The sequence below is a fragment of the Paenochrobactrum pullorum genome (assembly GCF_041929845.1).
GTDB classification, from domain to species: domain Bacteria; phylum Pseudomonadota; class Alphaproteobacteria; order Rhizobiales; family Rhizobiaceae; genus Paenochrobactrum; species Paenochrobactrum pullorum.
Genome location: NZ_JBHEEH010000001.1, coordinates 365,206 through 388,927, shown reverse-complemented (window position 1 = coordinate 388,927; position 23,722 = coordinate 365,206). Strand labels below are relative to the sequence as shown.

The 23,722-nt window shown below is 49.5% G+C and carries 18 protein-coding genes; 4 read left to right on the top strand and 14 right to left on the bottom strand.

From position 1 onward, the window contains the following. Positions 1-48: 48 nt before the first annotated feature. The 9 genes from JNC77_RS01910 to JNC77_RS01870 all read right to left on the bottom strand — a co-directional run bounded on the left by JNC77_RS01910 (position 49) and on the right by JNC77_RS01870 (position 14,236). Positions 49-774 (bottom strand): L,D-transpeptidase, encoded by a 726-nt coding sequence (locus JNC77_RS01910; RefSeq protein WP_374829021.1) that lies wholly within the window; start codon positions 772-774, stop codon positions 49-51. Positions 775-903: 129 nt separating this feature from the next. Next, complete coding sequence (locus tag JNC77_RS01905) at positions 904-5,574, bottom strand: translocation/assembly module TamB domain-containing protein (RefSeq protein WP_374829020.1); 4,671 nt, start codon at positions 5,572-5,574, stop codon at positions 904-906. Continuing rightward, positions 5,571-7,544 (bottom strand): autotransporter assembly complex protein TamA, encoded by a 1,974-nt coding sequence (locus JNC77_RS01900; RefSeq protein WP_374829019.1) that lies wholly within the window; start codon positions 7,542-7,544, stop codon positions 5,571-5,573. The genes JNC77_RS01905 and JNC77_RS01900 overlap by 4 nt, the downstream gene beginning before the upstream one ends. A 400-nt stretch (positions 7,545-7,944) precedes the next feature. After that, entirely contained in the window at positions 7,945-8,586 is a 642-nt protein-coding gene (locus tag JNC77_RS01895; RefSeq protein ID WP_374829018.1) for an SH3 domain-containing protein, read from the bottom strand. A gap of 230 nt (positions 8,587-8,816) precedes the next feature. After that, positions 8,817-9,194, bottom strand: a complete 378-nt coding sequence (gene cyoD, locus JNC77_RS01890; RefSeq protein ID WP_374829017.1) for a cytochrome o ubiquinol oxidase subunit IV — start codon at positions 9,192-9,194, stop codon at positions 8,817-8,819. Then, a complete protein-coding gene (gene cyoC / locus JNC77_RS01885) occupies positions 9,194-9,823 on the bottom strand; it encodes a cytochrome o ubiquinol oxidase subunit III (RefSeq protein WP_374829016.1) in 630 nt (209 codons plus the stop codon). Before cyoC ends, cyoD begins: the two co-directional genes overlap by 1 nt. A 2-nt stretch (positions 9,824-9,825) precedes the next feature. After that, entirely contained in the window at positions 9,826-11,805 is a 1,980-nt protein-coding gene (gene cyoB, locus JNC77_RS01880) for a cytochrome o ubiquinol oxidase subunit I (RefSeq protein ID WP_374829015.1), read from the bottom strand. Positions 11,806-11,829: 24 nt separating this feature from the next. Beyond that, positions 11,830-12,861 (bottom strand): ubiquinol oxidase subunit II, encoded by a 1,032-nt coding sequence (gene cyoA / locus JNC77_RS01875; RefSeq protein WP_374829014.1) that lies wholly within the window; start codon positions 12,859-12,861, stop codon positions 11,830-11,832. Positions 12,862-13,231: 370 nt separating this feature from the next. Further along, positions 13,232-14,236: a 2-hydroxyacid dehydrogenase gene (locus JNC77_RS01870; RefSeq protein WP_374829013.1), complete on the bottom strand. Its 1,005-nt coding sequence runs from the start codon at positions 14,234-14,236 to the stop codon at positions 13,232-13,234. Between the two features lie 259 nt (positions 14,237-14,495). On the opposite strand from JNC77_RS01870, the gene JNC77_RS01865 reads away from it, so the two are divergent. Then, complete coding sequence (locus JNC77_RS01865) at positions 14,496-15,056, top strand: SH3 domain-containing protein (RefSeq protein ID WP_374829012.1); 561 nt, start codon at positions 14,496-14,498, stop codon at positions 15,054-15,056. A gap of 97 nt (positions 15,057-15,153) precedes the next feature. Here JNC77_RS01865 and irrA read toward each other — a convergent pair whose 3' ends face one another. Then, positions 15,154-15,561 (bottom strand): iron response transcriptional regulator IrrA, encoded by a 408-nt coding sequence (irrA, locus tag JNC77_RS01860; protein ID WP_374830425.1) that lies wholly within the window; start codon positions 15,559-15,561, stop codon positions 15,154-15,156. A 279-nt stretch (positions 15,562-15,840) separates the two neighbouring features. On the opposite strand from irrA, the gene fabA reads away from it, so the two are divergent. From fabA to fabI, 3 genes are all read left to right on the top strand, one after another. Further along, entirely contained in the window at positions 15,841-16,359 is a 519-nt protein-coding gene (fabA, locus tag JNC77_RS01855; RefSeq protein WP_374829011.1) for a 3-hydroxyacyl-[acyl-carrier-protein] dehydratase FabA, read from the top strand. Between the two features lie 173 nt (positions 16,360-16,532). Continuing rightward, entirely contained in the window at positions 16,533-17,756 is a 1,224-nt protein-coding gene (fabB, locus tag JNC77_RS01850) for a beta-ketoacyl-ACP synthase I (protein WP_374829010.1), read from the top strand. 11 nt (positions 17,757-17,767) lie between these two features. Next, positions 17,768-18,583: an enoyl-ACP reductase FabI gene (fabI, locus tag JNC77_RS01845; RefSeq protein WP_374829009.1), complete on the top strand. Its 816-nt coding sequence runs from the start codon at positions 17,768-17,770 to the stop codon at positions 18,581-18,583. A 78-nt stretch (positions 18,584-18,661) separates the two neighbouring features. Here the strand turns inward: fabI and JNC77_RS01840 are convergent, their stop codons facing one another. The 4 genes from JNC77_RS01840 to truB all read right to left on the bottom strand — a co-directional run bounded on the left by JNC77_RS01840 (position 18,662) and on the right by truB (position 23,721). Continuing rightward, the gene (locus JNC77_RS01840) at positions 18,662-19,678 is read right to left on the bottom strand and encodes a methyltransferase (protein ID WP_374829008.1); all 1,017 of its coding nucleotides are present in this window, start codon (positions 19,676-19,678) and stop codon (positions 18,662-18,664) included. Positions 19,679-19,763: 85 nt separating this feature from the next. Beyond that, positions 19,764-21,905, bottom strand: a complete 2,142-nt coding sequence (gene pnp / locus JNC77_RS01835) for a polyribonucleotide nucleotidyltransferase (protein WP_374829007.1) — start codon at positions 21,903-21,905, stop codon at positions 19,764-19,766. 294 nt (positions 21,906-22,199) lie between these two features. Next, positions 22,200-22,469, bottom strand: coding sequence for a 30S ribosomal protein S15 (rpsO, locus tag JNC77_RS01830; RefSeq protein ID WP_184222244.1), 270 nt, complete (start codon positions 22,467-22,469; stop codon positions 22,200-22,202). A 271-nt stretch (positions 22,470-22,740) separates the two neighbouring features. Further along, positions 22,741-23,721: a tRNA pseudouridine(55) synthase TruB gene (gene truB, locus JNC77_RS01825; RefSeq protein WP_374829006.1), complete on the bottom strand. Its 981-nt coding sequence runs from the start codon at positions 23,719-23,721 to the stop codon at positions 22,741-22,743. Position 23,722: the final 1 nt, after the last annotated feature.

The following is a 23,722-nucleotide window of genomic DNA, read 5'->3' as shown; positions in this document are numbered from 1 at the left end:
ATGAGACTTCTCCTGACCTCAGTCTCATCCGGATTTTTATCTGCCTGCTCAGGCTCGAACCACGATCGGCGCCTTGCCCTCAGTTCGGTTATAAAGGTCAATAATATCCTGATTCATCAAACGGATGCAGCCGGACGACATAGATTGTCCGATTGACCACCATTCCGGTGACCCGTGAATACGGTAACCTGTATCCTGCCCGTTTTGGAAAATATAAAGCGCGCGCGCGCCCAGCGGATTTTGCGGGCCCGGCTCCATACCATTACGATATTTTTCCAATTCCGGCTGACGTTTGATCATTTCCGGCGGCGGAGTCCAACGCGGCCATTGCCTTTTATACTGCACATTGGCGCGTCCCGACCACTCAAAACCAGCTTTGCCAATGCCGACACCATAACGCAAAGCATCACCGCCCGGCTGTACCAGATAGAGAAAATGATTGGCCGTATCGACAACGATCGTGCCGGGTACTTCACCGGTTGGATCGGGTACAATCTGGCGGCGGAATTCTTTCGACACTTTTTGATACGGAATAGCAGGGAGACTATACTCCCCCTCATGCACCGCCGCATACATCACATCCGGTGTGGTAATGGCTTTATCAACACTGATCTGCGGCCGCATCGGTGAAATGCCGCCGGTGCTCATTGGGTCAACATTCATCTGCAAAGCCGACATATCCATCGACTGGCAACCAGCCACTGCTGTAAAAGCTACCGAGCCAGCGCCCAGCAAAAATGTACGACGGTTAAATTGCGCGTCAAACTTCGCCATAAACGTATTCCGGTCATGATTAATATCAAAAATGACCTTGCGCTTTTATGGTTTAGGAAGCGTTAATCCGACAGCTTCATCCGTTCAAATAAATGAGCTGCCGGATCATAAAATAAAACGCTTTATGTTTTAGTAATCGCGTTCGTAGAACACACCCGCACTGGAATTACCGTCTGAACCAACAGATGCTTTGGCCTTCAGGCTGCGGGTAATATCCATATTCACGGTACCTTTGGTTGTTCCGGCAGAACCAGCCTCAACGCCCAGATAAATATTGTCACGGATATATGTGCCTGCGCGAACAGCAGTATTGCCCTGCTGGTCGGTAACAACGTCCAAATCATCCAAACCGATACCTTGACGGATACTTCCCATCAATGAGGTATTGGAGCCGCCTGCCAGTTCTGCCGCGGCTGCGGCCAGCTGTGCAATCTGGAAAGGTGACAATTCGCTGATCGAACGATTGAAGAGTAAGCGCGCCAAAACTTCATCCTGTGGCAGTTCCGGCTGTGAGCTGAACGAAATGTCGAGATCGTCAACAGTACCTTTAACCGTAACAAGCACAACAATATCATTGCCTTCAGTACGCGCGACAAAATTGACCTGCGGATTGAGATCGCCAATCAGTGTCACCTGTCCTTCATCAAAGGTAATACGCTGACCCATAATGCTGATACGGCCACGCAACAAATCAAAGCCGCCAACAGGCTGGATATTGGTCACAGGTCCTGTCAAGCGCAAACGACCGCCCAGCTCCGTATCAAGACCACGACCACGCACGAAAATCTTGTTTGGTGCATTGACCAGAATATCCAGCTTGGCGACACTTGGACGTGCGGAAGGTGTTGGAATTGGCCCTTTTCGCGTTTCAACCTTCGCCCGTGTCAGCGTACGCATCACGGCAAGCGGTGTATTAATATGGTTCACATTAATGCTTGCAGCACTGCCGCCCATGCTTTCAGGCACAGAGATTTCAGCGCGTTCCACATCAATACGGCCACCAATCAGAGGATCACGTAACAACGGCCCTGTAATCGACAGACCGCCATTAACGGTTGCAACCACCAGCGCACCATCGGCATAACGCGCACGATTAAACTTGATCTCAATATTGGCAGGCATTGCAGCTGCCATATTGGTGGAAATCGTTCCGCTTGCGCTTAGCGAACCACCGCTGCCCAGATCCGCATTAATCTGACGCAGCGAAATCGTTTCGCCGTCAAGACTACCCATCACATTGATATTATTGAGACGGACATTGGTTTCCGGATCAATAAACTGTGCGCCATTGGTTGAGAACATACCGCGCAATTGCGGGTGATCAAATCCACCGGACACAGAAGCTGTCAACGACAGAGTACCGCTGGCTTGCGAACCGCGATCTGCTAAAAAACGATTGGCAAGCGCCAAAGGCACATTACCGGTTACATTAACGCCCAAACCTTGACCTGAAAACGGCACTTTACCATCAGCACGAACATTGAGACCTTTAGGGCCATCAACTGTAAGGCTGGAGAAATTGACCGCTTCTCCGGCATAATCACCGGCCGCATTCAAGGTTAGAGGTGCAAGACCGTTTTCACGTAAGAAAGTTGTGGCAAGCTCGCTGCCCTTCAGCGAGAACTTTGCATTCGGGTTTTGCAAAGTACCGGTCACACGAGCAAAACCGGTAACGACCCCGCGCAAATCCTGCCCCTTCACCGCACCGTTTAAAACGGCCAGTGGCAATTGGGTAAGGTTCACATCAAGCGCCAATTCGCCTTTGTCTAAAGGCACACCGCCATTAGCACGTATATCAATGCCGCCACCACCGAATATGCGGGCCTCAACATTGAGACGATTGTTAGCAGATGTTCCTTTTGCATCAGCATCAAGTGCAGCAATACCCTGTTTTTTCAATTCAGCAGCTGTTACACCGCGTGCCTGCAAATCAAAACGCACATCCGGCGCATCAGCCGTGCCGGTAATATGCGCTGTACCATTGACGATACCGCCAAGGCCAAGTGCCGGCTGCACCGCATTGGCAAGCGCCAGGGGCAAATCAGAAATGGCGACAGATAAATCAAATTTATCTGCCAAACCGCCTTTTACCTTCACCTGACCACTATTGCCGCCATTGCTGGCATTAATGATAACATCACCAAAGGAAATACGACCATCTCGCACGGCTATATCAGCAGGGGACGCAAGAATTGCATTCAACTGCGCCTGCTTCACTTCCGCCTTCATCAAGCTTAACAGGAAGCCACCATCTTTCGGCTCCAATGAACCGGCAGCCGTCACAGCGGTACCAATAGAAAGCTTCGTATTGGCATTAAACTGTGTTTTCGAGCCTTGTGCATTGGCTTGTGCATCAAGCGTATCAATGCCGAAATCACCCACTTTGATATTACGTGCTGTTGCATGACCATCAACAACCGGAACGCCCAAGAGATCCTGCGCTTTCATCGCAATATCGGCAGTATCGATGTGGTTGCCGTTAGCTTTCAGGTTTTTCACATTCGCATTGATAACGGCATTTTGGTTTTCGCCATTATGATCAAGGCCGATTTCGGCTTTAACGGCACCCGTTGCTTCAACCAGGAACAAGGCTGCAGCAGTGGAGACATCAGGTGCATCGACCTGTAGCTGGCCGTCAAACAAACCTTTGGCGGTTTGTGTGACATTGCCGCGAACTTCTGCCCCACCTGCTTTGAAAAACAGGTTGCTCAAACGTTTTTCGTCATCAATCAGATCAACCAATGTCGACAAATCAACACGCTCACCATTAAGAAACGCATGGCCTGCCAACTGACCATTCAAAACGGTGCCGGTTTTCGAATTACCATCCATCAAGGCGTTAAAATCAAATGCGCCGTTACTTAGCTTCTGACCGGCAAGTGTGCCCTCTGGCGCTGCCACACGCATTGCCACGGCGAACACACCGTCATTGCCACGCGCACTGCCTTTGACAGTCAACTTGCCCGATGTCTGAGCCGACACATAAGCCATATCTGAAAGCGAAGCGGAAAAGTTAAAATCTGCATCCTTGCTGGCAAAAACCCCGTTGGCGGTCAGTTCGGTCTGCTCGTTAACAACACGGAAATCACGCGCTGCAAAGCCCTCCGGCCCGCGAGCAATGCCGCCTGTCAGACGGGTCTGACCGGCCAGTACTTTGTCAGCCGCTTCAATACCGGTGCGCATACCATCGGCACTGCCATCCAGATCAAGATCGAAGGCTCCTGTTAATGGATCGATTTTACCTTTGGCAGCCAGATGCAGTGCACCGCCAAGATCGCGTCCGGCAAGCGCACCAAATGGCGACAAACTTTCAATTGCCGCATTGATATCCCCGTTAAAACGGTTTTCTTCAATAATACCCTTCAGGCTCAGCTTGGTATCTTGCGCGATAATATCCGCACGGTTCAAATCAACCGGACGACCGGCTGTCCAGTTACCATTAATCAAAAGGTCTATTTTTTCGCCAAGCGCCTGCGCCAATTCCGCATTGGGCGAATCAAGACCGCCGACATTCCCCTTCACATCAAAACTAATATGGCGTGCATCCGGCTGATCGAGATTTTCTGCCAAGCCACCCATATCGAAACTGATATGGTCACTGGTAAGATTAGCCGTTTTTAACTTTGCAATATCAAGACGTCCAACCCAGTCATTGGTCGGTCGGTCACCAAAAGCAACCTGCAAACGCGCATTGGCAACAGAGGTTTCACCTCCTGAAACCGGCAGCAAGACGCGCCCTTTTTCAGCATCAGCCAGTGTTAGATCAACACGAAGACGGTTCAAAAAGCCGTCTTTGCCGCTCTCAGCAGAAGCGGCAAGCTTCAATGCCGCACTATCAACTGCCAGATCATCGAGGCGCATACCGCCTTGATCCTTAATCAGCCCAAGTGCGGAAAGCTTGGTGTCAGCACCAAAGAAGTCACGAAATTCCTGCGGAACCAAAGCTGCAATCGGACCATTGAGGCGCACATTAAACGCACGTCCCTGATCTTGGCCCTGATCTTGGCCCTGATCTTGGCCCTGATCTATGCGATCCACTGTCAAAGCACCGGTCAAAATGCGCTTGCCGTCGGCATCAAGAGCCAGATCAATATTCAAATCATCTAGAACGCCTGCACCTTGCACATCGAGTTTGACCGGCGGACGACCATCAATGTTCAACAGATTGGCGATAATTCCATTGGCCGGTTCCTCAGCCTGCAAATTCAGATCAAGCTTCTGTGTGCTATTGGTAAAATCTGCTTTCAGATCAAATTTGCCACCCGGTCCGTCAAGACGGTTGATCGCAAATTCGGATTGCAGCGAGCCATCAGCCAGCGCCAATTTACCTTTGGCAGATACATCCGATTCAAGGCCAAAAACCTCTTTGCCAAAATGAATACGCGCAATATCAAGTTGATCAAGATGCACTGATAATGGCAATTCAGGTACGCTGAAGCTTGACGATTCAGGTGATGGAACATTGCTGTCCGGCAAAGGTGTACGCAAAAAATCCACACGCTCGGCCGATAGGTTCTGAATGCTTAAATTACCGCGCAACAGCGCCAGACGGCTCCAGTTCAGCGTTGCGTTTTCAATACGCAGCCATACACCTTCACGGTCAGCGATAGTGATTGCACCAACTTTAGCTTCGGAAGATAAAACACCGTTCAGACCAGAGAAAGAAATTCTGCGGTTTGGTGCGGATAATTGATTTTCAATGAAGGACAGAAAATACGATTTCTCTTCCTCCGCCTGATCCTGTGCGAAAACCGGCAGAGCAAACAAAAGAACAAAAACAAGTGTCAGTAATCGTGTCAAAACGACTGTCCTATACCCACATAGAAAGAAAATTTCGGATCACCGGATCCACGGTCAAGCGGCACGGCTGCATCAAGGCGGATTGGGCCAAGTCCGGTATGATAACGCAAACCACCACCAACGCCGACGCGCAATTTTTCGGAGAAATCCGGATAGGATTTCTCGCCCACATAGCCTGCATCGGCAAAAGCCACCACACCGATCGATTCTGTTACTTTCGCACGAACCTCACCCGATGCCTCGACCAAAGAGCGCCCACCAATGATTTCGCCAGTTGATGTTTCCACACCAACATTGCGATAAGCATAACCACGGATGGAACCACCGCCACCGGCAAAGAACAATTTATCCGGCGGCAATTCGCTAATGCCCGCACCAACAATAGAGCCAACTTTTGCCCGACCCGCCAATGTTACGCGGTCACCCTTACCGAAGCTGTAATAAGCGCGCCCTTCAGCGGTAAATTTATTGATGAAGTTGCCATATGTAGCTTCATAAAACGGCTCAAGATACAACTCACCGTAGAGCCCGTGTTTAGCATCATTTTTATCATCACGACCATCATAAAGCAGATTGCCTTGCAGACCTATCGTGGTGAATTCACGCTTGCCAAAATAATCATCATTAAAATGCGAACGACCAACATTGGCATATGCGCTGCCTGATAACTGATCAGAGAAGATATGCGTAAAACCGCCTTTGAGGTTCACGGAGGTTTCCGTATAGGCGTCAATGACTTCACGGCGTGCATTCAGTCCGGTGACAAAATCCGTATCCGGCGTAAAGACACCCGGTTTGGTAAAACTTGTTCCCAGCAAATAGGTATAGTTCTTCGGATTGAAAGAATCCTTTTGCGAACCACCAATACCGCTGATCTTACCTTCAACGCGTAAACGCTCGCCTTTGCCCAACAAATTGCGGTGCATCCAATAAGATTCTGCACCAAAACCATCTAATGTGGAATAACTGCCACCAATACCAAAACGGCGCGGTTTGCGTTCCTGCACATTCAAGGTCATCGGCAATGTGCCGTCCGGATTGATTTTTTCAGCTTCCTGAAAGCTCATCGCCCGGAAAACTTCCATACGCGCCAAACGTTTTTTGGCACGCTCCAAATCGGCCGGATCGAAATCCTCACCCTCTTTCAGGCCGGTCATCCAAGCCACAAAAGCCGGATCCATCCGGTCGGTACCCTCAACGGCGATGGGGCCATATTGCGCATGCATGCCAGGATCTATCGTAATTACGGCCGCAATTGTATTGCCCTTATGATCAGCAGTGACCTCTTCGTCACTCATACGGGCTTTGGCATAACCTTGCTGACGCCATGCTTCAACGGCCAATCGTTCGGCACGTAAAATCGTGCCGGATTTAGCCACTTCACCATCGGCGAAACCGGATTCTGCCGGTGTTTTCACCTGATCACGACGCGGCTTCGCCCGTGGCGGTGCCATATTGACAATACTGGCGCGCGAAAACAGAAATTGCGGTCCCGGATCAATATTCATCACAATATTGACATGATCAGGCATATCCGCATCCGGCGGAATGTCGCTGGCTTCACGTCCGTTGACTAAAATTGAAATCGTGCCGCCATAACGCCCTTCATTGTAAAGAGCGGCCAGAATACGGCGATAATCACCACGTGCTTTGGCCAGCAGACCAGCCGATCCTGAAGCAGGCTTGTCCTGATCTGAAAATAATCCGGATGCACCTTCAATAATTGCCTTGCTATCGTCCGCCTTACCATCAGTATTGATCTGCTTGCCGCTGATAACCACTTCAACATCATAGTTTTTAGGTTCAGCGATCACTGCATCAGGATCAACTGTTGATTTCTTCTCGCCCCACAAATGAATACCGAACAATTCAAATGCCTGTGCGGGAGATACAAGGAATGGTGAAAGCTGGGCAGCCATCAGCAATGCCAATACGCTTGCTTTATATATGGGCTTTGCCTTCAGTCTCATATGCTTGTGCATTCCTATACTAAACTCATACGAACAGACTGAATTGGATAAATTTCCAGATGAAATTCTATCCGTTCAGTCCGTATTTGTCGATTGCCACAGCTTGCTTTTTTGCTGTGCAACGTCGTTTCCCGGCATCATGGCAAGTTTAAAATTATCATCATCCGAGATATACAGTGAATAGCATAGGCATGGTTAACGGCTAAACAAGATAAGCCGCAATTCAACTTTTAGGTAAATGAAATATTAATGCGTGAGACCGAGTTGTCCGGCCACCCATACAGGCCGGACAAACCATTATAAAATATAAGTAATTTCTGAAGTAATAATTTCCTTCACTCTGCTTAAGCCTGACTGAACTTACTAAATTCCCGGCTTCGATGATCCGACGGTCATAATTTTAGCGGCCTGCCGGCACGATATTTTTAATTTTACCGGAACCAAATGGAATCATCTGCGCTCCCTTGCCCGCAGGGCGCACACCTTCGCCAATCGGCACATTGCGCATTGGCGGATAAACAGGGCCGGGACCAACAGTTGGTGATGGACCATAAGGATCATAATGTGGCACATAAGGCACCGGTGGTTGCGGTCTTGGACGATATGGCGGGCGATAGTGATGGCGATGAGGACGATAATCCCAGCCATTTCTGCCCCAGCTGTTCCAGCCCCAATATGGCTGACGCCTATAAACCGGACCGCTTTGAATAATAATGCCTGGCTGGCGAACATAATAAGTTGAAGGCTGCACTATCTGCGGGGCATAATTATTAAAGCTTAAGTATCGGGCAGATGCCCAACCATAAATGCGGCCTACTCGCACATGACACCAGCCTGCCTGACACGGCCCTGCCTCAACCTGCCAGCCCGGACGTAATGTTCCGATTTTCTTATAACGCGCCGCAGCACCTTCACGCACATTAACATTACCGGTGACAATAGCCGGTGCCGCATATCCCACCGTTGGTACGCCAACCAACAGGCCAAGCACGGCCAGTCTGACGACATGTTTTGGATTGCCAATCTTTTCAAGTAACAACATTAGCATACTCCGTTACAACCGAAGCAAGACATCAGGCTTATCCCGACTCCTTCCGGTCAGAGAAATGCCTTTTATCATTTTAGCAATCATTAATACAACCATAGATTGATTTTTAAAAATAATACCCGCAAAATAAAAAAGCGCTCCGGATCAAAAAATCCGGAGCGCCCGATGCGGCTTTTGCGGGGGGAGAGGAGAGAAAAGCCGCTGAAAACAGTGTATTCGTTTATTTAAGGCAGGTTGCGGGCCGCCTCCGGAGTCATCGGCATCGGCATCATATTAGTATCCAGATGATGCATGATCCAGACCGAGCCGATGAGAACAATCGCCAGAATAATGATCGTGAACAACAGTGCCATCATATTCCAGCCGCCTTCCGATTTTGGGCTCATATGCAGGAAATAAATCAGATGGACGACCATCTGTACCGCACCAATACCCAAAATAATCGCAGCCGTGACCGCGGGCGTAAATGTACCAACCATAACGAGGCCGAAAGGCACTGCTGTCAAAATAACAGCCAGTACAAATCCGGTCAGGTAAGTTTTCAGATCACCGTGATCCGCACCATGATCAGTTGTTGCATGTGTATCTTTCACAGCACTCATCACAATACTCCCATCAGATAGACCAGTGTGAAGACACCAATCCAGACAATATCCAGAAAGTGCCAGAACAAGCTGAGGCACATCACGCGAGCCTGATTGCTCTTGGTCAGACCGGTGCGCTTGATCTGTGCCACCAGAACCACAATCCAGATCAGACCTGTAGTAATGTGGAAACCGTGTGTTCCGACAAGCGTAAAGAAGGCAGACAGGAACGCACTGCGGTCAGGGCCTGCACCTTCTGCAATCATGTGATGGAATTCATAGATTTCCATCGCAAGGAATGTGGCGCCTAACAGGAATGTCACAGCAAGCCAGCGGATAAGTCCGGCCTGATTGCCTTTGAACATTGCCAATGTGGCCAGACCATAGGTCAAGCTTGATACCAGCAACAATGCGGTTTCAACGGCAACAAATTGCAGATCGAACAATTCACGACCCGTCGGGCCACCAGCAAACTGGTGAGACAAAACTGCATAGGTTGCGAAGAGCCCCGAGAACAACACACAGTCACTCATCAGGTAAATCCAGAAACCTACCAGCGTGGTAGAGCCTGCATCATGATGATCTTCGTGTGCCGCTTCCACATCAGTGGAAGCGCCGTGGCTATCTAAAACAGCTGAGGAACTCATTATCAGGCCTCCTGTGCTTTGAGTTGTGCGGTGCGGATATCTTCAACGGCCTGCACTTCATCAGCAGAGACATAATAATCTCTGTCCAGCGAGAAGGAGTGACCGATACCGACAGCCAGCATGGCAAGAGCCGAGACAATCGCCAACCACCAAATATGCCAGACCATAGCGAAACCAAAGATGATGCTGATCATGGCAATGATGAAACCTGCACCCGTGTTTTTCGGCATATGAATACGCGCGAATTTTTCGGTACGACGCGGCACACCACGTTGTTTCATATCCCACCAGGCATCGACATCTTTGACCACAGGGGTTTCGGCGAAGTTATAAAATGGTGGCGGTGAAGAGATCGACCATTCAAGTGTCCGGCCTGTGCCCCATGTATCACCATTGAGATCGCGCAGTTTTTCACGGTTACGAATGGAAACGAGAATCTGAAGCACCTGGAAGACAATACCAACCAAGATGATCGCTGCACCGACAGCCGCAATAATCAGATAAATCTGCCAGGCAGGATTTTCCGTATGGTTGAGGCGGCGGGTCATACCCATCAGGCCAAGCACATAAAGCGGTGCGAAAGCGAGGATGAAACCGGTCAACCAGCACCAGAATGCATAACGGCCAAGACGTTCATTGAGCTTGAAGCCGAAAGCTTTCGGGAACCAGTAAACCACACCGGCAAAGCAACCGAACAGCACACCTGAAATGATCACATTATGGAAGTGGGCAATCAGGAATACCGAATTGTGCAGCACAAAGTCTGCCGGCGGAACCGCCAGAAGCACACCGGTCATACCACCGATAACAAAGGTACACATGAAACCGATAGTCCACAGAACCGGTGTTTCGAAACGGACGCGACCTTTATACATAGTGAACAGCCAGTTGAACACTTTCGCACCCGTCGGGATGGAAATGATCATGGTTGCCACACCAAAGAACGAGTTCACGCTTGCGCCACCACCCATGGTGAAGAAGTGGTGCGCCCAGACCAGAAACGACAAGACAGTAATAGCAACGGTTGCATAAACCATCGACGTATATCCGAACAGGCGCTTGCCGGTATAAGTTGCGATTACTTCAGAGAAGACACCAAAGCACGGCAGAACCAGAATATAGACTTCCGGATGACCCCAGATCCAGATGAGGTTGATATACATCATCGCATTGCCACCAAGATCATTGGTGAAGAAATGGAAGTCAAGATAACGGTCAAGAGTTAGCATCGACAGGGTTACTGTCAGGATCGGGAAAGCTGCCACAATCAAAATGTTGGAGCAAAGTGCTGTCCATGTGAAAACCGGCACTTTCATCATATCCATGCCGGGAGCACGCATTTTAATGATGGTAGTGATAAGGTTCACACCCGATAAAAGCGTCCCCATACCCGAAATCTGTAAAGCCCAGATATAATAATCCACGCCGACATCAGGGCTGTATTGCATGCCCGAAAGCGGCGGATAAGCCAGCCAACCGGTTTTGGCAAATTCACCCACGCCCAACGAAATATTGAGAAGGATCGCACCTGCCGCGGTCAGCCAGAAACTCAAGCTGTTCAGATAAGGGAAAGCAACGTCGCGTGCACCGATCTGCAAAGGCACTGCAAAGTTCATCAAACCAACGATGAAAGGCATTGCAACGAAGAAGATCATGATCACGCCATGCGCCGTGAAAATCTGGTCATAGTGATGCGGCGGCAAGAAACCTTCTTCTGCACCGCTGGCGATAGCCTGCTGGGCGCGCATCATCACAGCATCGGAGAAGCCGCGGAACAGCATCACCAGCGCCAGAATAATATACATGATACCGACGCGTTTATGGTCAACCGACGTCAGCCAGTCGTGCCACAACACGCCCCATTTGCGATAATAAGTAATCGCTGCAAAAAGTGCCAAACCACCACCAAACACGGCCGCCAGGGTAACCATGACGATCGGCTCATGAAATGGAATCGCATCAAGCGTTAATTTTCCGAACATTTTAAAGCTTCACTTGAATTTTTGTCAGCCGCGCGGGGGACGTGGCGACGAAGTTTTCATTGAATCCGCATCAGTCAGATTGACCGGAGTAGTCAGGCAGATCACATCATCTGCCCAAAGACTCATGTCGATAGGCGAAGATTTACGTAAATTGGCACGTGCTTCCCGGGCCATCTGCACACGATGCATTTCATCATCCATGCAAACAGTTTTGCCATCCACACAACGATTGATGATGTCATGGAACAAGGTCGGATCATTGTAAGTGAAATACTGAACCGGATGTTTTTCACTCGGCTGTTCAACCGACATGTAACGGGCGCGGTCAAGCGGCTCACCTTTAGCTTTCACCTCGGCTACCCATTTATCAAAACCGGCCTGATCAAAGCTGTGCGCCTTAAAACGCATCTGGGCAAAGCCGGCACCGCTATAATTTGCCGACATACCATCAAACACACCTTCATAATTGGCGATGAGATGAAGCTGTGTCTGCATGCCAGCCATCGTATAAACCTGACTGCCCAAAGCCGGAATGAAGAACGAATTCATCACCGTACCCGATGTCAGTTTGAAATTGACCGGAACATCCACAGGCATCGCCATCTCGTTGACGGTCGCAATGCCGTATTGCGGATAAAAGAACATCCACTTCCAATCAAGAGCTGTCACTTCCACTTCCAATGGAGGCACATCTGAATCCAGCGGGCGGTAAGGGTCGAGCTTATGCGTGGAAATCCATGTCACTGTGCCAAGCACAATGATGATTGCACACGGGATAAGCCAGACGGCCAATTCGATTTTGGTCGAATGGTGCCAATCCGGCTGATAATCTGCCTTCTCGTTGGAGGCACGATATTTCCATGCAAAAAACAGGGTCATAATGATGACCGGAACAACGACGAGCAACATAAGACCTGTTGCAAAATAGATAAGGTCGCGTTGCTGCATCCCTATCTCACCCTTGGGATCCAGCAGCACCTGCTGACAGCCACTCATAAAAAGGGTCAGGACTGCGAGGCTCAAAAGGCCAAGCACGCGTGATGATCCAATTTTCATTTACGCTTCCGTTTCATGCACTGCCCTATATGGGGGAAGGCAATGCACGCCTCAATTTCTCAATTTACGGTAATTACTGAAAGTTTGATAGGTACAGTTATACCTATTAACTCTGATTGTCACGCGTCTTCTAAAATAATTCTTGATCAATTAGAAGACACTAAAAATGGCTCGTGCAAAAAAATATTTTATCTGAGACAGATCAAAGCTTATAAAATATCAATATGAGTAATATAAAATATAATATTATGCAAATTTGTCGCACCCAGATAGATTATTATTGGTTTTCAAGACCATACATCAAGTTAATACCAAAAAGGCTGCCCTTCTTATGAGCAGCCCTACGATATAGCCATCACTTTAATAAAGCTTACACCTTGTTGGGCAAGACACGATCCGGCGGGCGGTGGCCGTCGACAAAGGCGCGAATATTGATGATCACCTTATCACCCATATCAATGCGCCCTTCCAAAGTGGCCGAGCCCATATGCGGAAGAATCACAACTTTGCCTTTTTTGGCCAAGTCCAGAAGCCGCGGATTAACCGCAGGCTCGTGTTCAAAAACATCAAGCCCAGCACCTGCAAGCTTGCCCTGTTCGATCTGTTCGATCAGCGCCATTTCATCAATAATCTGGCCGCGCGCTGTGTTTACCACATAGGCATGCGGCTGCATCAAGGCTATGCGCCGTGCAGACAATAAATGGAATGTCGCTGGTGTTGACGGACAATTGACCGAGATAATATCCATCCGCGCCAGCATCTGATCAAGGCTGTCCCAATAAGTAGCCTCCAGCTCTTCCTCGATCTTGGGACTGACATTCTTACGGTTATGATAATGGATCGACATACCAAACGCTTTGGCGCGTCTTGCCACAGCCGTTCCAATACGCCCCATGCCGATAATACCAATGCGCTTGCCCCAGATGCGCCGCCCCAGCATCCATGTCGGCGACCAACCCGGCCATTGGCCGGAATTTTCATGCAGGGAATTAGCACCTTCCACCAAACGGCGTGGAACAGACAGCAATAAAGCCAATGTCATATCGGCGGTGTCTTCTGTCAGCACATTGGGCGTATTGGTGACAGTAATGCCGCGTTTGGCAGCGGCTGCAACATCAATATTGTCGACACCATTACCGAAATTAGCAATCAGCTTCAGATCGGGTCCTGCCTGCTCGATCATCGACGCATCAATAATATCGTTAATCGTCGGCACGAATACATCCGCATCTTTTAATGCCGCAACGATTTCCGCCTGCGTCATGCGGTGATCATCAATATTCAGCCGCGCGTCAAACAGTTCCCGCATCCGCGTTTCAACCGAATCGGGTAATTTGCGGGCAAGAACAACCAGCGGCTTCTTCCTGACGGACATATTCACCTCTTTTTTGGTCGAATTCACACCGAATTAATCTGCGTTGAGACCTCCTTAACCAAGAAGGTGCAAAATCACAAAAAACTTCATGCGCTTCTTATCTATCAAGGCACATGGACAAAGACAAAGGAAAACAGGTCATGATGCAGCAATTTCACATCATCATGCAAACCTGTGCCAGAAATAACCGGCTGAAAACAGCAATGAACTGTTGCGGCCGTTGTAAATGACGCGAATATAAGGGTCAAAGCGAGGATACGTGTACCGAGTTTTTCTTGCGAAACTATTGAAATTCATCTCTGTGGCAACTGCTGTGGCACTGCTAAGCCTCAGTCTGAACATGCCTGCTTATGCACAAACTGTAGAAAAAATCGCCACACCGGTTGGTAAAAGCGGCCTGCCTTTGCCGCGCTTTGTCAGTTTAAAACCCGCGCGTGCCAATATACGCGTGGGGCCCGGGCGCGAATATGCGGTTTCATGGCTTTTTGTTAAAGCCGGATTGCCGGTGGAAATTATTCAGGAATATGATAACTGGCGCCGCATCCGTGATGCAGATGGCACAGAAGGCTGGATTTACCAATCGCTTTTATCAGGCAAACGCACAGCCGTCACAGCACCTTGGGACAAGTCCGGCCGTTTGCTGGAATTGCGTACATCCCCGGAACCAACGGCCAAAATCGTGGCACAAGTGGAAGGCGGCGTGATCGCCAATATCCGTGAATGCAATGGCGAATGGTGCAGACTGGAAGTCAATAAAGTGCGCGGCTGGTTACCCCAGCGCGAATTATGGGGTGCTTATCCAGGCGAGGTCTTTGACTAGGCAAGCTCGCAATCAAATAAATAATGAACCGGAAAAATTAAAAAAGCTCATGAAACGCTGTTCACGAGCTTTTTCAATCGGGAATCAACAGCTGCGTTTAGCTTTTGCGGCGCAACCGGACGATGATATCAACATTCACGATTTCCATTCCCTCAGGTGCTTCAGGCATATTTGCCACGGTCGGCTGGCCTTTGGTGCTGTGCGGAATATCAAACACCACATTTTCTCCTTCAAGGAAGAAATGCTGATGATCGGAAATATTAGTATCAAAGTAGCTCTTGGCGCCTTCAATAGCGATGATGCGCAGCAAGCCCGCTTCAGTAAACTGATGCAGTGTATTATAAACGGTGGCCAGAGACACCGGCACATCGGCAATAACAGCCTCTTCATGCAGCTCTTCAGCTGACAAGTGGCGGTCGCCGCGGGCGAAGATAAGACTAGCAAGAGCGACTCGTTGTCGTGTAGGCCGCAAACCTGCGTCACGTAAACGGTGTTCCATCAACATCGAATCTGCATGCAAAACAGGTATATTCACGTTTTATCCGTTACAGCTCGTACCAAATTTGCCAAAAATGCAACGAAGTGTTGCTCATTGGCATTCTCCATTGATATATGCAGTCACAATAATACTATCAATAGCCTTCTTCATAGCATTGATTGCAGGAAAAAGCTATCAGGATGGTTTTACTGTTGGAAACAGTCTGTGCTAAGACTATTTTAACATAAACGACATCATTCATGACCGGCCATGCCGGTCACACAGAGAATTTGATTTGGAGGCGTAATGGCAGAACAAAAATCGAGCTACGGGTATGAGGAGCTCCTTTCCTGCGCTCGCGGTGAAATGTTTGGTCCGGGCAATGCCCAGCTGCCGCTGCCACCGATGCTGATGGTGCACCGCATCACCGAAATTTCGGAAACCGGTGGTGAACACGGCAAAGGCTTCATTCGTGCTGAGTATGATGTAAAACCTGATGATTGGTATTTCCCGTGCCATTTTCAGGGCAATCCGATCATGCCGGGCTGCCTTGGCCTAGACGGCATGTGGCAGCTGACCGGTTTTTTCCTCGGCTGGCTCGGCGAGCCAGGTCGCGGCATGGCGCTTTCAACCGGTGAAGTGAAGTTCAAAGGCATGGTGCGTCCGCATACCAAGCTCATTCAGTATGGCATTGATTTCAAACGCGTTATGCGTGGTCGCCTTGTTCTGGGTACAGCTGATGGCTGGCTAAAGGCAGACGGCGAAACAATTTATACGGCGAGCGATTTACGCGTTGGTTTATCGAAAGACAGTTCAGCTGAATAAGTCAGCTTTATAAAAATATTGATTGCTCATTGATCAAAGATTGGGCAAATTTTCATGAGCGCGGCGTTCAGAAAAGTGATTTTCTTTAACGCCGCGCTCAAAACATGTGAAGAACACACCTATCTGTTCTGATAGCAACTTTAAGAACAGCACAGGTGTCAAAGGAGAGCGCTATGCGGCGTGTAGTCGTCACCGGAATGGGGATCGTATCCTCAATTGGAAACAATACCGACGAGGTGACAGCCTCGCTTCGTGAGGCGAAATCCGGCATCAGCCGGGCGCAGGAATACGCCGATCTGGGCTTCAGATGTCAGGTTCATGGTGAGCCGAAAATTGATATTGAAGCACTGGTTGATCGTCGCCATATGCGTTTTCATGGCCGCGGAACAGCATGGAATCACATCGCGATGGATCAGGCGATTGCTGATGCGGGATTAAGCGAAGAACAAGTTTCAAACGAGCGAACCGGTATTATTATGGGTTCCGGCGGCCCGTCCACACGCACGATTGTCGAATCAGCCGACATCACCCGTGAAAAAGGCCCAAAACGCGTTGGTCCTTTCGCTGTGCCGAAAGCCATGAGCTCGACAGCCTCCGCCACTTTGGCGACCTTCTTCAAAATCAAAGGCATCAATTATTCGATTTCTTCTGCCTGCGCGACTTCCAACCATTGCATCGGCAATGCGGTTGAGATGATCCAGTACGGCAAGCAGGATCGTATGTTTGCCGGTGGCTGTGAAGACCTCGACTGGACCTTGTCGGTGTTGTTTGATGCCATGGGTGCAATGTCTTCGAAATATAACGACACCCCTTCCACAGCATCCCGCGCCTATGACAAAAACCGCGACGGTTTTGTGATTGCCGGCGGTGCCGGTGTGCTCGTGCTGGAAGACCTCGAAACCGCCCTTGCCCGCGGCGCCAAAATTTACGGCGAAGTGGTTGGCTATGGTGCAACATCCGATGGTTTCGACATGGTTGCCCCGTCCGGCGAAGGCGCACTGCGCTGCATGCAGATGGCGCTTTCCACTGTTGAGGGTAAGATCGACTATATCAATCCGCATGCGACCTCGACCCCTGCCGGCGACGCACCGGAAATTGAATCGATCCGCAAGATTTTTGGCTCCGGCGATAGCTGCCCGCCGATTGCTGCAACCAAATCCCTGACCGGTCACTCACTGGGTGCAACCGGCGTTCAGGAAGCCATTTATTCGCTGTTGATGATGCAAAATAACTTCATCTGCGAAAGTGCACATATTGAAGAAATCGATCCGGCTTTTGCCGATATGCCGATTGTGCGTAAACGTATTGATAATGCTGAAATAAATACAGTCCTGTCCAACTCGTTCGGGTTTGGGGGCACGAATGCGACGCTGGTTTTCCAGCGCTATAAGGACTGACGGAGAAAAATATGGAAGGTCTTATGAAAGGCAAACGCGGCCTGATTATGGGGGTCGCGAATAACCACTCAATCGCTTGGGGGATTGCAAAAAATCTAGCTGATCAAGGTGCAGAACTTGCTTATACCTATCAGGGCGATGCATTGGGCAAGCGCGTGATGCCATTGGCTGAACAGACTGGCTCAAAACTGGTGCTGCCTTGCGATGTGGAAGATATTGCCTCCGTCGACAAAGTTTTCGAAACCATTGAAAAAGAATGGGGCGGTCTGGACTTTGTCGTCCATGCCATTGGTTTTTCCGACAAAAACGAGTTGAAAGGCCGCTATGCGGATGTCACAACCCGTGAAAACTTCAGCCGTACCATGGTCATTTCCGCTTATTCCTTCACCGAAGTGGCGCAGCGCGCTGCAAAGCTGATGAAAAACGGCAGCTCCATGCTGACGCTGACCTATGGCGGCTCAACCCGCGTGATCCCGAACTATAACGTGATGGGCGTAGCGAAAGCTGCTCTTGAAGCTATGGTTCGTTATCTGGCTTCCGATTACGGCCCGCAGGGCATCCGCGTCAATGCGATTTCGGCAGGCCCTGTGCGCACACTGGCTGGCGCTGGCATTGGTGATGCACGCGAGATTTTCACCTATCAGCGCCGCAATGCGCCGCTGCGTCGTACTGTTGATATTGATGAAGTGGGTAAAGCAGCGCTTTACATGCTGTCTGATCTCTCCAGCGGTGTGACCGGTGAAATCCACTTTGTTGATTCAGGCTATAATATTGTTTCGATGCCATCGATTGATGAGCTGAAAAAAGTGCCTGACAGCAACGACTAAAAAACTGAATGCACAAAAAAACGCCGCCTTAAAAATAAGGCGGCGTTTTTGTATCTGAAGCCCATTAAAAAGCCCGTATTATTTACGTGCTTCGATCACCTTGAAACCGCGCTCGTCTTTCAACAGATTGACGACGCGGAAAGACCCTTTCAGCACCGCTTCATATGGCAGTTGACGATTAGCCACCATCAACAAACGCCCGCCGGTTTTCAAGCGTTTGGCCGCAGCTGTGATAAAACTTTGCCCCAAAGAAACATCTGTCGCGCGCCCTTCATGGAAAGGCGGGTTCATGATCACTGTATCATAAATACCAGTGACTGCTTCTTTGGTCAGGTCGAACCAATGAAAAGCGACAGGCTTTTCGACGTGACTTAAATTTTTACGCGCCGCCTGAAGCGATTCATAATCCGCCTCATAAAGATCAAGGCGCTCAAGCTTTGGTGCGAGGTTAAGCGCCTGAGCGCTTAAATAGCCCCATCCGGCACCATAATCAGCAACATTGCCAAAGACAATATCCTTCAGATAAGGCACCAACAACGCTGAGCCGCGATCAATCGCCTGATGCGAGAACATACCTGCTTCAGTATAATAAAGCCCGTCCACGAGGTTGTGTGTCGGTTTTAAGACTGTAATCTGCTCATCGGTGACATCAGCCGGTCGTCTGAACCAAAAAGCAACAGCATGGTTTTTCGACATCCGGTCTTCGATTTCCGCAATGCCCCCCGCTATTTTGCGGAAACTATCAATACCAAGTTTTTTATCACCCGACACAATGATAGTGCCGCCCGGTTTTACCCGTGTCAAAATTTGCGCCAACCATGCTTCATTGCGCCCGCGATGCTTACCAAGCAGCAATAACCCGCCATCAAAGCTTAAGTCCTCTTCCAAACGCGGCACGGCTTTAAAGTCTTCACGTTCCAGCGCCAAGAAATCAGGCCGCTGTGGTTGCAGGCAGGTCAACACTTCTTTCCATGCAGCATCCAATGTCCGGTCAGCACGAATACCGCAGGCAAGAAAGCGCGAGCCCTCTTCCGGCATATCAAAAATCTCATGTTCAAAAGGCAAAAATAGTGTCTGTTGCGCGCCTGAAATCATTTTTGCATCACCTGCATCAAATTATGATGAATAAAAAAGCGCACCTTTTGGGTGCGCTTTCTTGAAATACAAAGCCAATCACTGATTACTCAGCGTCTGCTTCAGCTTTCTTTTCGGCAACGACTTCTTTGCCGGTTTCCTGATCGACAACTTTCATCGACAAGCGAACTTTACCGCGCTCATCAAAGCCCATCAGTTTAACCCAAACTTTTTGACCTTCCTTCACCACGTCAGTGGTTTTGGCAACGCGGTCAGAAGCCAGCTGCGAAATGTGTACCAAACCATCGCGTGGGCCGAAGAAGTTAACGAATGCACCGAAGTCAGCAGTTTTAACAACTGTACCTTCGTAGATTTCACCAACTTCAGGCTCGGCAACAATTGAATGAATCCACTTTTTAGCAGCTTCGATTTCTTTAGCCGAAGAAGAAGCAATTTTGACAGTGCCGTCATCTTCAATGTTGATTTTAGCGCCGGTCTTTTCAACAATTTCACGGATAACCTTACCGCCTGAACCAATCACATCACGGATCTTGTCGGTCGGGATATTCATAACTTCGATGCGCGGAGCAAATTCGCCCAGCTCTTCGCGCGAACCGCTGATGGCATTTGCCATTTCGCTGAGGATATGGACGCGACCGCCCTTAGCCTGTTCCAATGCGATCTGCATGATTTCCTGCGTGATGCCATCAATTTTGATGTCCATCTGCAAAGCGGTAATACCGTTTTCTGTACCGGCTACCTTAAAGTCCATATCGCCGAGATGATCTTCATCACCCAAGATATCGGACAGAACCGCGTAACGGTCGCCTTCCTTGATCAAACCCATCGCAATACCTGCGACCGGACGCTGAAGAGGAACACCGGCATCCATCAGAGCAAGCGATGCACCGCAAACACTTGCCATCGACGAAGAACCGTTTGATTCAGTAATTTCTGACACAACGCGGATGGTGTACGGGAACTGCTCTTTGGCAGGCAGCATCGGATGGATAGCGCGCCATGCGAGCTTGCCGTGACCAATTTCACGACGACCAGGCGAACCCATACGGCCGGTTTCACCAACAGAATATGGAGGGAAGTTGTAATGCAGAAGGAATGATTCTTTGTACATGCCGGTCAGAGAATCGATAAACTGTTCATCTTCACCGGTGCCGAGTGTGGCGACAACGAAAGCCTGTGTTTCACCGCGGGTAAACAGCGACGAACCGTGGGTACGCGGAAGCAAGCGAACCTGTGAATCAATTGCACGAACGGTGCTCAGATCACGGCCATCAATACGGCTGCCGGTGTCAAGAATGTTCCAACGAACAATCTTGGCCTGCAAGCTCTTGAATACGGTATCAACCTGTTCTTTGGAAAACTCGGTTGTTTCAGCATCTTCCGGTAGAAAGTGTGCTTTAACTTTTGCCTTGGCAGCGTCAACAGCGGCATAACGAGCCTGCTTGTCGATGATCTTGTAAGCTGCACGCAAATCGTCTTCAACGATTGCAAGCATTTTGCCTTCGAGGTCGGAAAGGTCTTCAGCCTGAAACTCGCGTGGCTCTTTAGCTGCAACTTCAGCCAGTTTGATGATAGCATCAATCACAGGCTGGAATGCTTTGTGACCGAACATCACAGCACCGAGCATCAGCTCTTCGGTAAGTTCCTGCGCTTCAGATTCAACCATCAGAACAGCTTCTGAAGTACCGGCAACAACCAGATCAAGGTTAGATTCCGGCAAAACGTCAATGCTTGGATTGAGCACATATTCGCCGTTGATCAGACCAACGCGCGATGCACCGATCGGCCCCATGAAAGGAACACCAGAAAGGGTCAGAGCTGCAGAAGCTGCAATCATCGACAGGATATCCGGATTGTTTTCCAGATCGTGCTGGATAACAGTCAAAACAACCTGTGTGTCGTTCTTATAGCCATCAGCAAAAAGCGGACGGATAGGACGGTCGATCAGGCGGGAAACGAGGGTTTCGTTTTCGCTCGGACGGCCTTCACGCTTGAAATAGCCACCGGGGATTTTACCGGCAGCATAGGTCTTTTCCTGATAGTTTACGGTCAGCGGAAAGAAATCCTGACCCGGCTTTGGTTCCTTAGCAGAAACGACAGTTGCGAGAACCATGGTTTCGCCGTAAGTGGCAAGAACCGCACCATCAGCCTGACGGGCAATTTTACCTGTTTCGAGAATGAGCGGACGACCGCCCCATTCGATTTCCACTTTGTGGGTATTGAACATCATATGTCCTTCAATTGGAGATGCCGCGCATGATTGCAGCAAGCATCCCACTGGTTGGCTTAATGGCCATGGGCAAGACAACAAGTAGTTTTAACTCCAGAGCGTAGCGTAACTTATCGCAGCCATTCGCTCTATTTTTTACGTATGTCTTTATCCCAAAACCGATACTGAATTTTGGGAGACATAGTTTTAAAACCACCGGCAATCCTGCCCCATGACGATCATTTCAAGGCTTTTTCATAAAAGCCCATAGAGTAACGGGCGACGTTTAAAAAACATCGCCCGTAATTTATTTTAGCGACGCAGGCCAAGACGGCTGATGAGCGCCTGATAACGAGCATGGTCAACGCCCTTTACGTAGTCGAGAAGACGACGGCGCTGGGAAACCAGCTTCAAGAGACCGCGACGTGAATGGTTGTCATTCTTGTGGCCTTTGAAGTGCTCGGTCAAGTTTGCAATGCGCTCGGAAAGAACAGCAACCTGTACTTCAGGTGAACCGGTGTCACCTTCTTTGGTTGCGTATTCTTTGATCAAAGCTGCTTTACGTTCTGCTGTAATCGACATCATAATACCTTTCTAAAGAGAGGGAGTGGGATGCCCGAGCCGGGATGTCGTCCAGCTAAGGCCGTTAAAATGAGTCTGAATTTTTAAAAATACAGAACCAATGCAGTGCATATAATCGAAATAAGGCAATATTACTAGAGCGCGTCGCGTATAATTGGTTTTCAGCCTTTGCAACGCCCCGCTTCCATTGCCTGTTTCAGGCAAAATGCTTATTTCAACTGTGTCACGATAAACTCTGACGGCATGAATGACACCCCGCCAGAATAACTAATCAAAGCGAAGTGAAAACCCGTTTCGGCTTGAACTGGCCTTGTTCGATCAGCCCGATCGCCAGCAATTTTCCTTTGGTCGTGACGCATGCCTCACCTGCTTCCATAGGTGCATCACGGCCACGCAAAATCACCGGATTGCCAAGGCGCACACGGTGAGCCTGATCATCAGACAACGGCACCTGCGGCAGACATTCAAGAGCTGCCAAAGTGTCGATCACAAAAGCATCAAGAGCTGAAAAATCACGCACGATAAACGGGCGGTCTTCAACCTCTTCACCCTCTTCCGGCTTGGGCGGCAATGGCGGCCAAGCCTGCTCCAACTCGCTTAATGTGACGAAATCTTCATCGGTGAAAGGCGAGACTTCGATGCGGCGCAATTCGGCAATATAGCCATAGCAGCCCAGATCCAGCCCCATATCACGCGCCAAAGAGCGCACATAGGTGCCTTTAGAGCAAACAACTTCGAACTCAGCAAAATGCTCATCCGGCATTTCCATTAGATCAAGGCTGTCGATTTCCACTTCACGGGAGGGAATTTCAACCGCCTCGCCGCCACGTGCCAGATCATAAGCACGTTCGCCATCAATTTTAATGGCAGAAAACTGCGGTGGTACTTGTTGGATAATGCCGACATATTTTGCGGCTGCCGCCAAAATCTCGTCACGCGACGGGCGTTTGTCGGAAGAATGCGTTATAACGCCTTCCATATCATCGGTCGAGCGCTGCTCTCCCCAACCAACGCGGAAACGATAAACTTTGGTACCGTCCATCACATAAGGAACGGTCTTGGTGGCCTCGCCCAAGGCAATCGGCAACATGCCGGAGGCCAGCGGATCAAGCGTGCCGGCGTGTCCTGCTTTTTCCGCATTAAAAAGCCATTTTATCTTTGAAACAGCTTCCGTCGAGCCCATGCCTTTAGGCTTGTCAAAGATAACCCAGCCGGAAACCGGACGACCTTTTTTCTTACCACGTCTTGCCATG

What these genes read in the sequence shown, in the direction of transcription:
- JNC77_RS01900 (WP_374829019.1), bottom strand. Translation starts at nt 7,544, where the DNA reads ATGAGACTGAAGGCAAAGCCCATATATAAAGCAAGCGTATTGGCATTG.
- irrA (WP_374830425.1), bottom strand. Translation starts at nt 15,561, where the DNA reads ATGTTGATGGAACACCGTTTACGTGACGCAGGTTTGCGGCCTACACGA.
- fabI (WP_374829009.1), top strand. Translation starts at nt 17,768, where the DNA reads ATGGAAGGTCTTATGAAAGGCAAACGCGGCCTGATTATGGGGGTCGCG.
- JNC77_RS01870 (WP_374829013.1), bottom strand. Translation starts at nt 14,236, where the DNA reads ATGTCCGTCAGGAAGAAGCCGCTGGTTGTTCTTGCCCGCAAATTACCC.
- pnp (WP_374829007.1), bottom strand. Translation starts at nt 21,905, where the DNA reads ATGTTCAATACCCACAAAGTGGAAATCGAATGGGGCGGTCGTCCGCTC.
- fabA (WP_374829011.1), top strand. Translation starts at nt 15,841, where the DNA reads ATGGCAGAACAAAAATCGAGCTACGGGTATGAGGAGCTCCTTTCCTGC.
- JNC77_RS01840 (WP_374829008.1), bottom strand. Translation starts at nt 19,678, where the DNA reads ATGATTTCAGGCGCGCAACAGACACTATTTTTGCCTTTTGAACATGAG.
- JNC77_RS01910 (WP_374829021.1), bottom strand. Translation starts at nt 774, where the DNA reads ATGGCGAAGTTTGACGCGCAATTTAACCGTCGTACATTTTTGCTGGGC.
- JNC77_RS01895 (WP_374829018.1), bottom strand. Translation starts at nt 8,586, where the DNA reads ATGTTGTTACTTGAAAAGATTGGCAATCCAAAACATGTCGTCAGACTG.
- fabB (WP_374829010.1), top strand. Translation starts at nt 16,533, where the DNA reads ATGCGGCGTGTAGTCGTCACCGGAATGGGGATCGTATCCTCAATTGGA.
- cyoB (WP_374829015.1), bottom strand. Translation starts at nt 11,805, where the DNA reads ATGTTCGGAAAATTAACGCTTGATGCGATTCCATTTCATGAGCCGATC.
- cyoA (WP_374829014.1), bottom strand. Translation starts at nt 12,861, where the DNA reads ATGAAAATTGGATCATCACGCGTGCTTGGCCTTTTGAGCCTCGCAGTC.
- truB (WP_374829006.1), bottom strand. Translation starts at nt 23,721, where the DNA reads ATGGCAAGACGTGGTAAGAAAAAAGGTCGTCCGGTTTCCGGCTGGGTT.
- rpsO (WP_184222244.1), bottom strand. Translation starts at nt 22,469, where the DNA reads ATGTCGATTACAGCAGAACGTAAAGCAGCTTTGATCAAAGAATACGCA.
- cyoC (WP_374829016.1), bottom strand. Translation starts at nt 9,823, where the DNA reads ATGAGTTCCTCAGCTGTTTTAGATAGCCACGGCGCTTCCACTGATGTG.
- cyoD (WP_374829017.1), bottom strand. Translation starts at nt 9,194, where the DNA reads ATGAGTGCTGTGAAAGATACACATGCAACAACTGATCATGGTGCGGAT.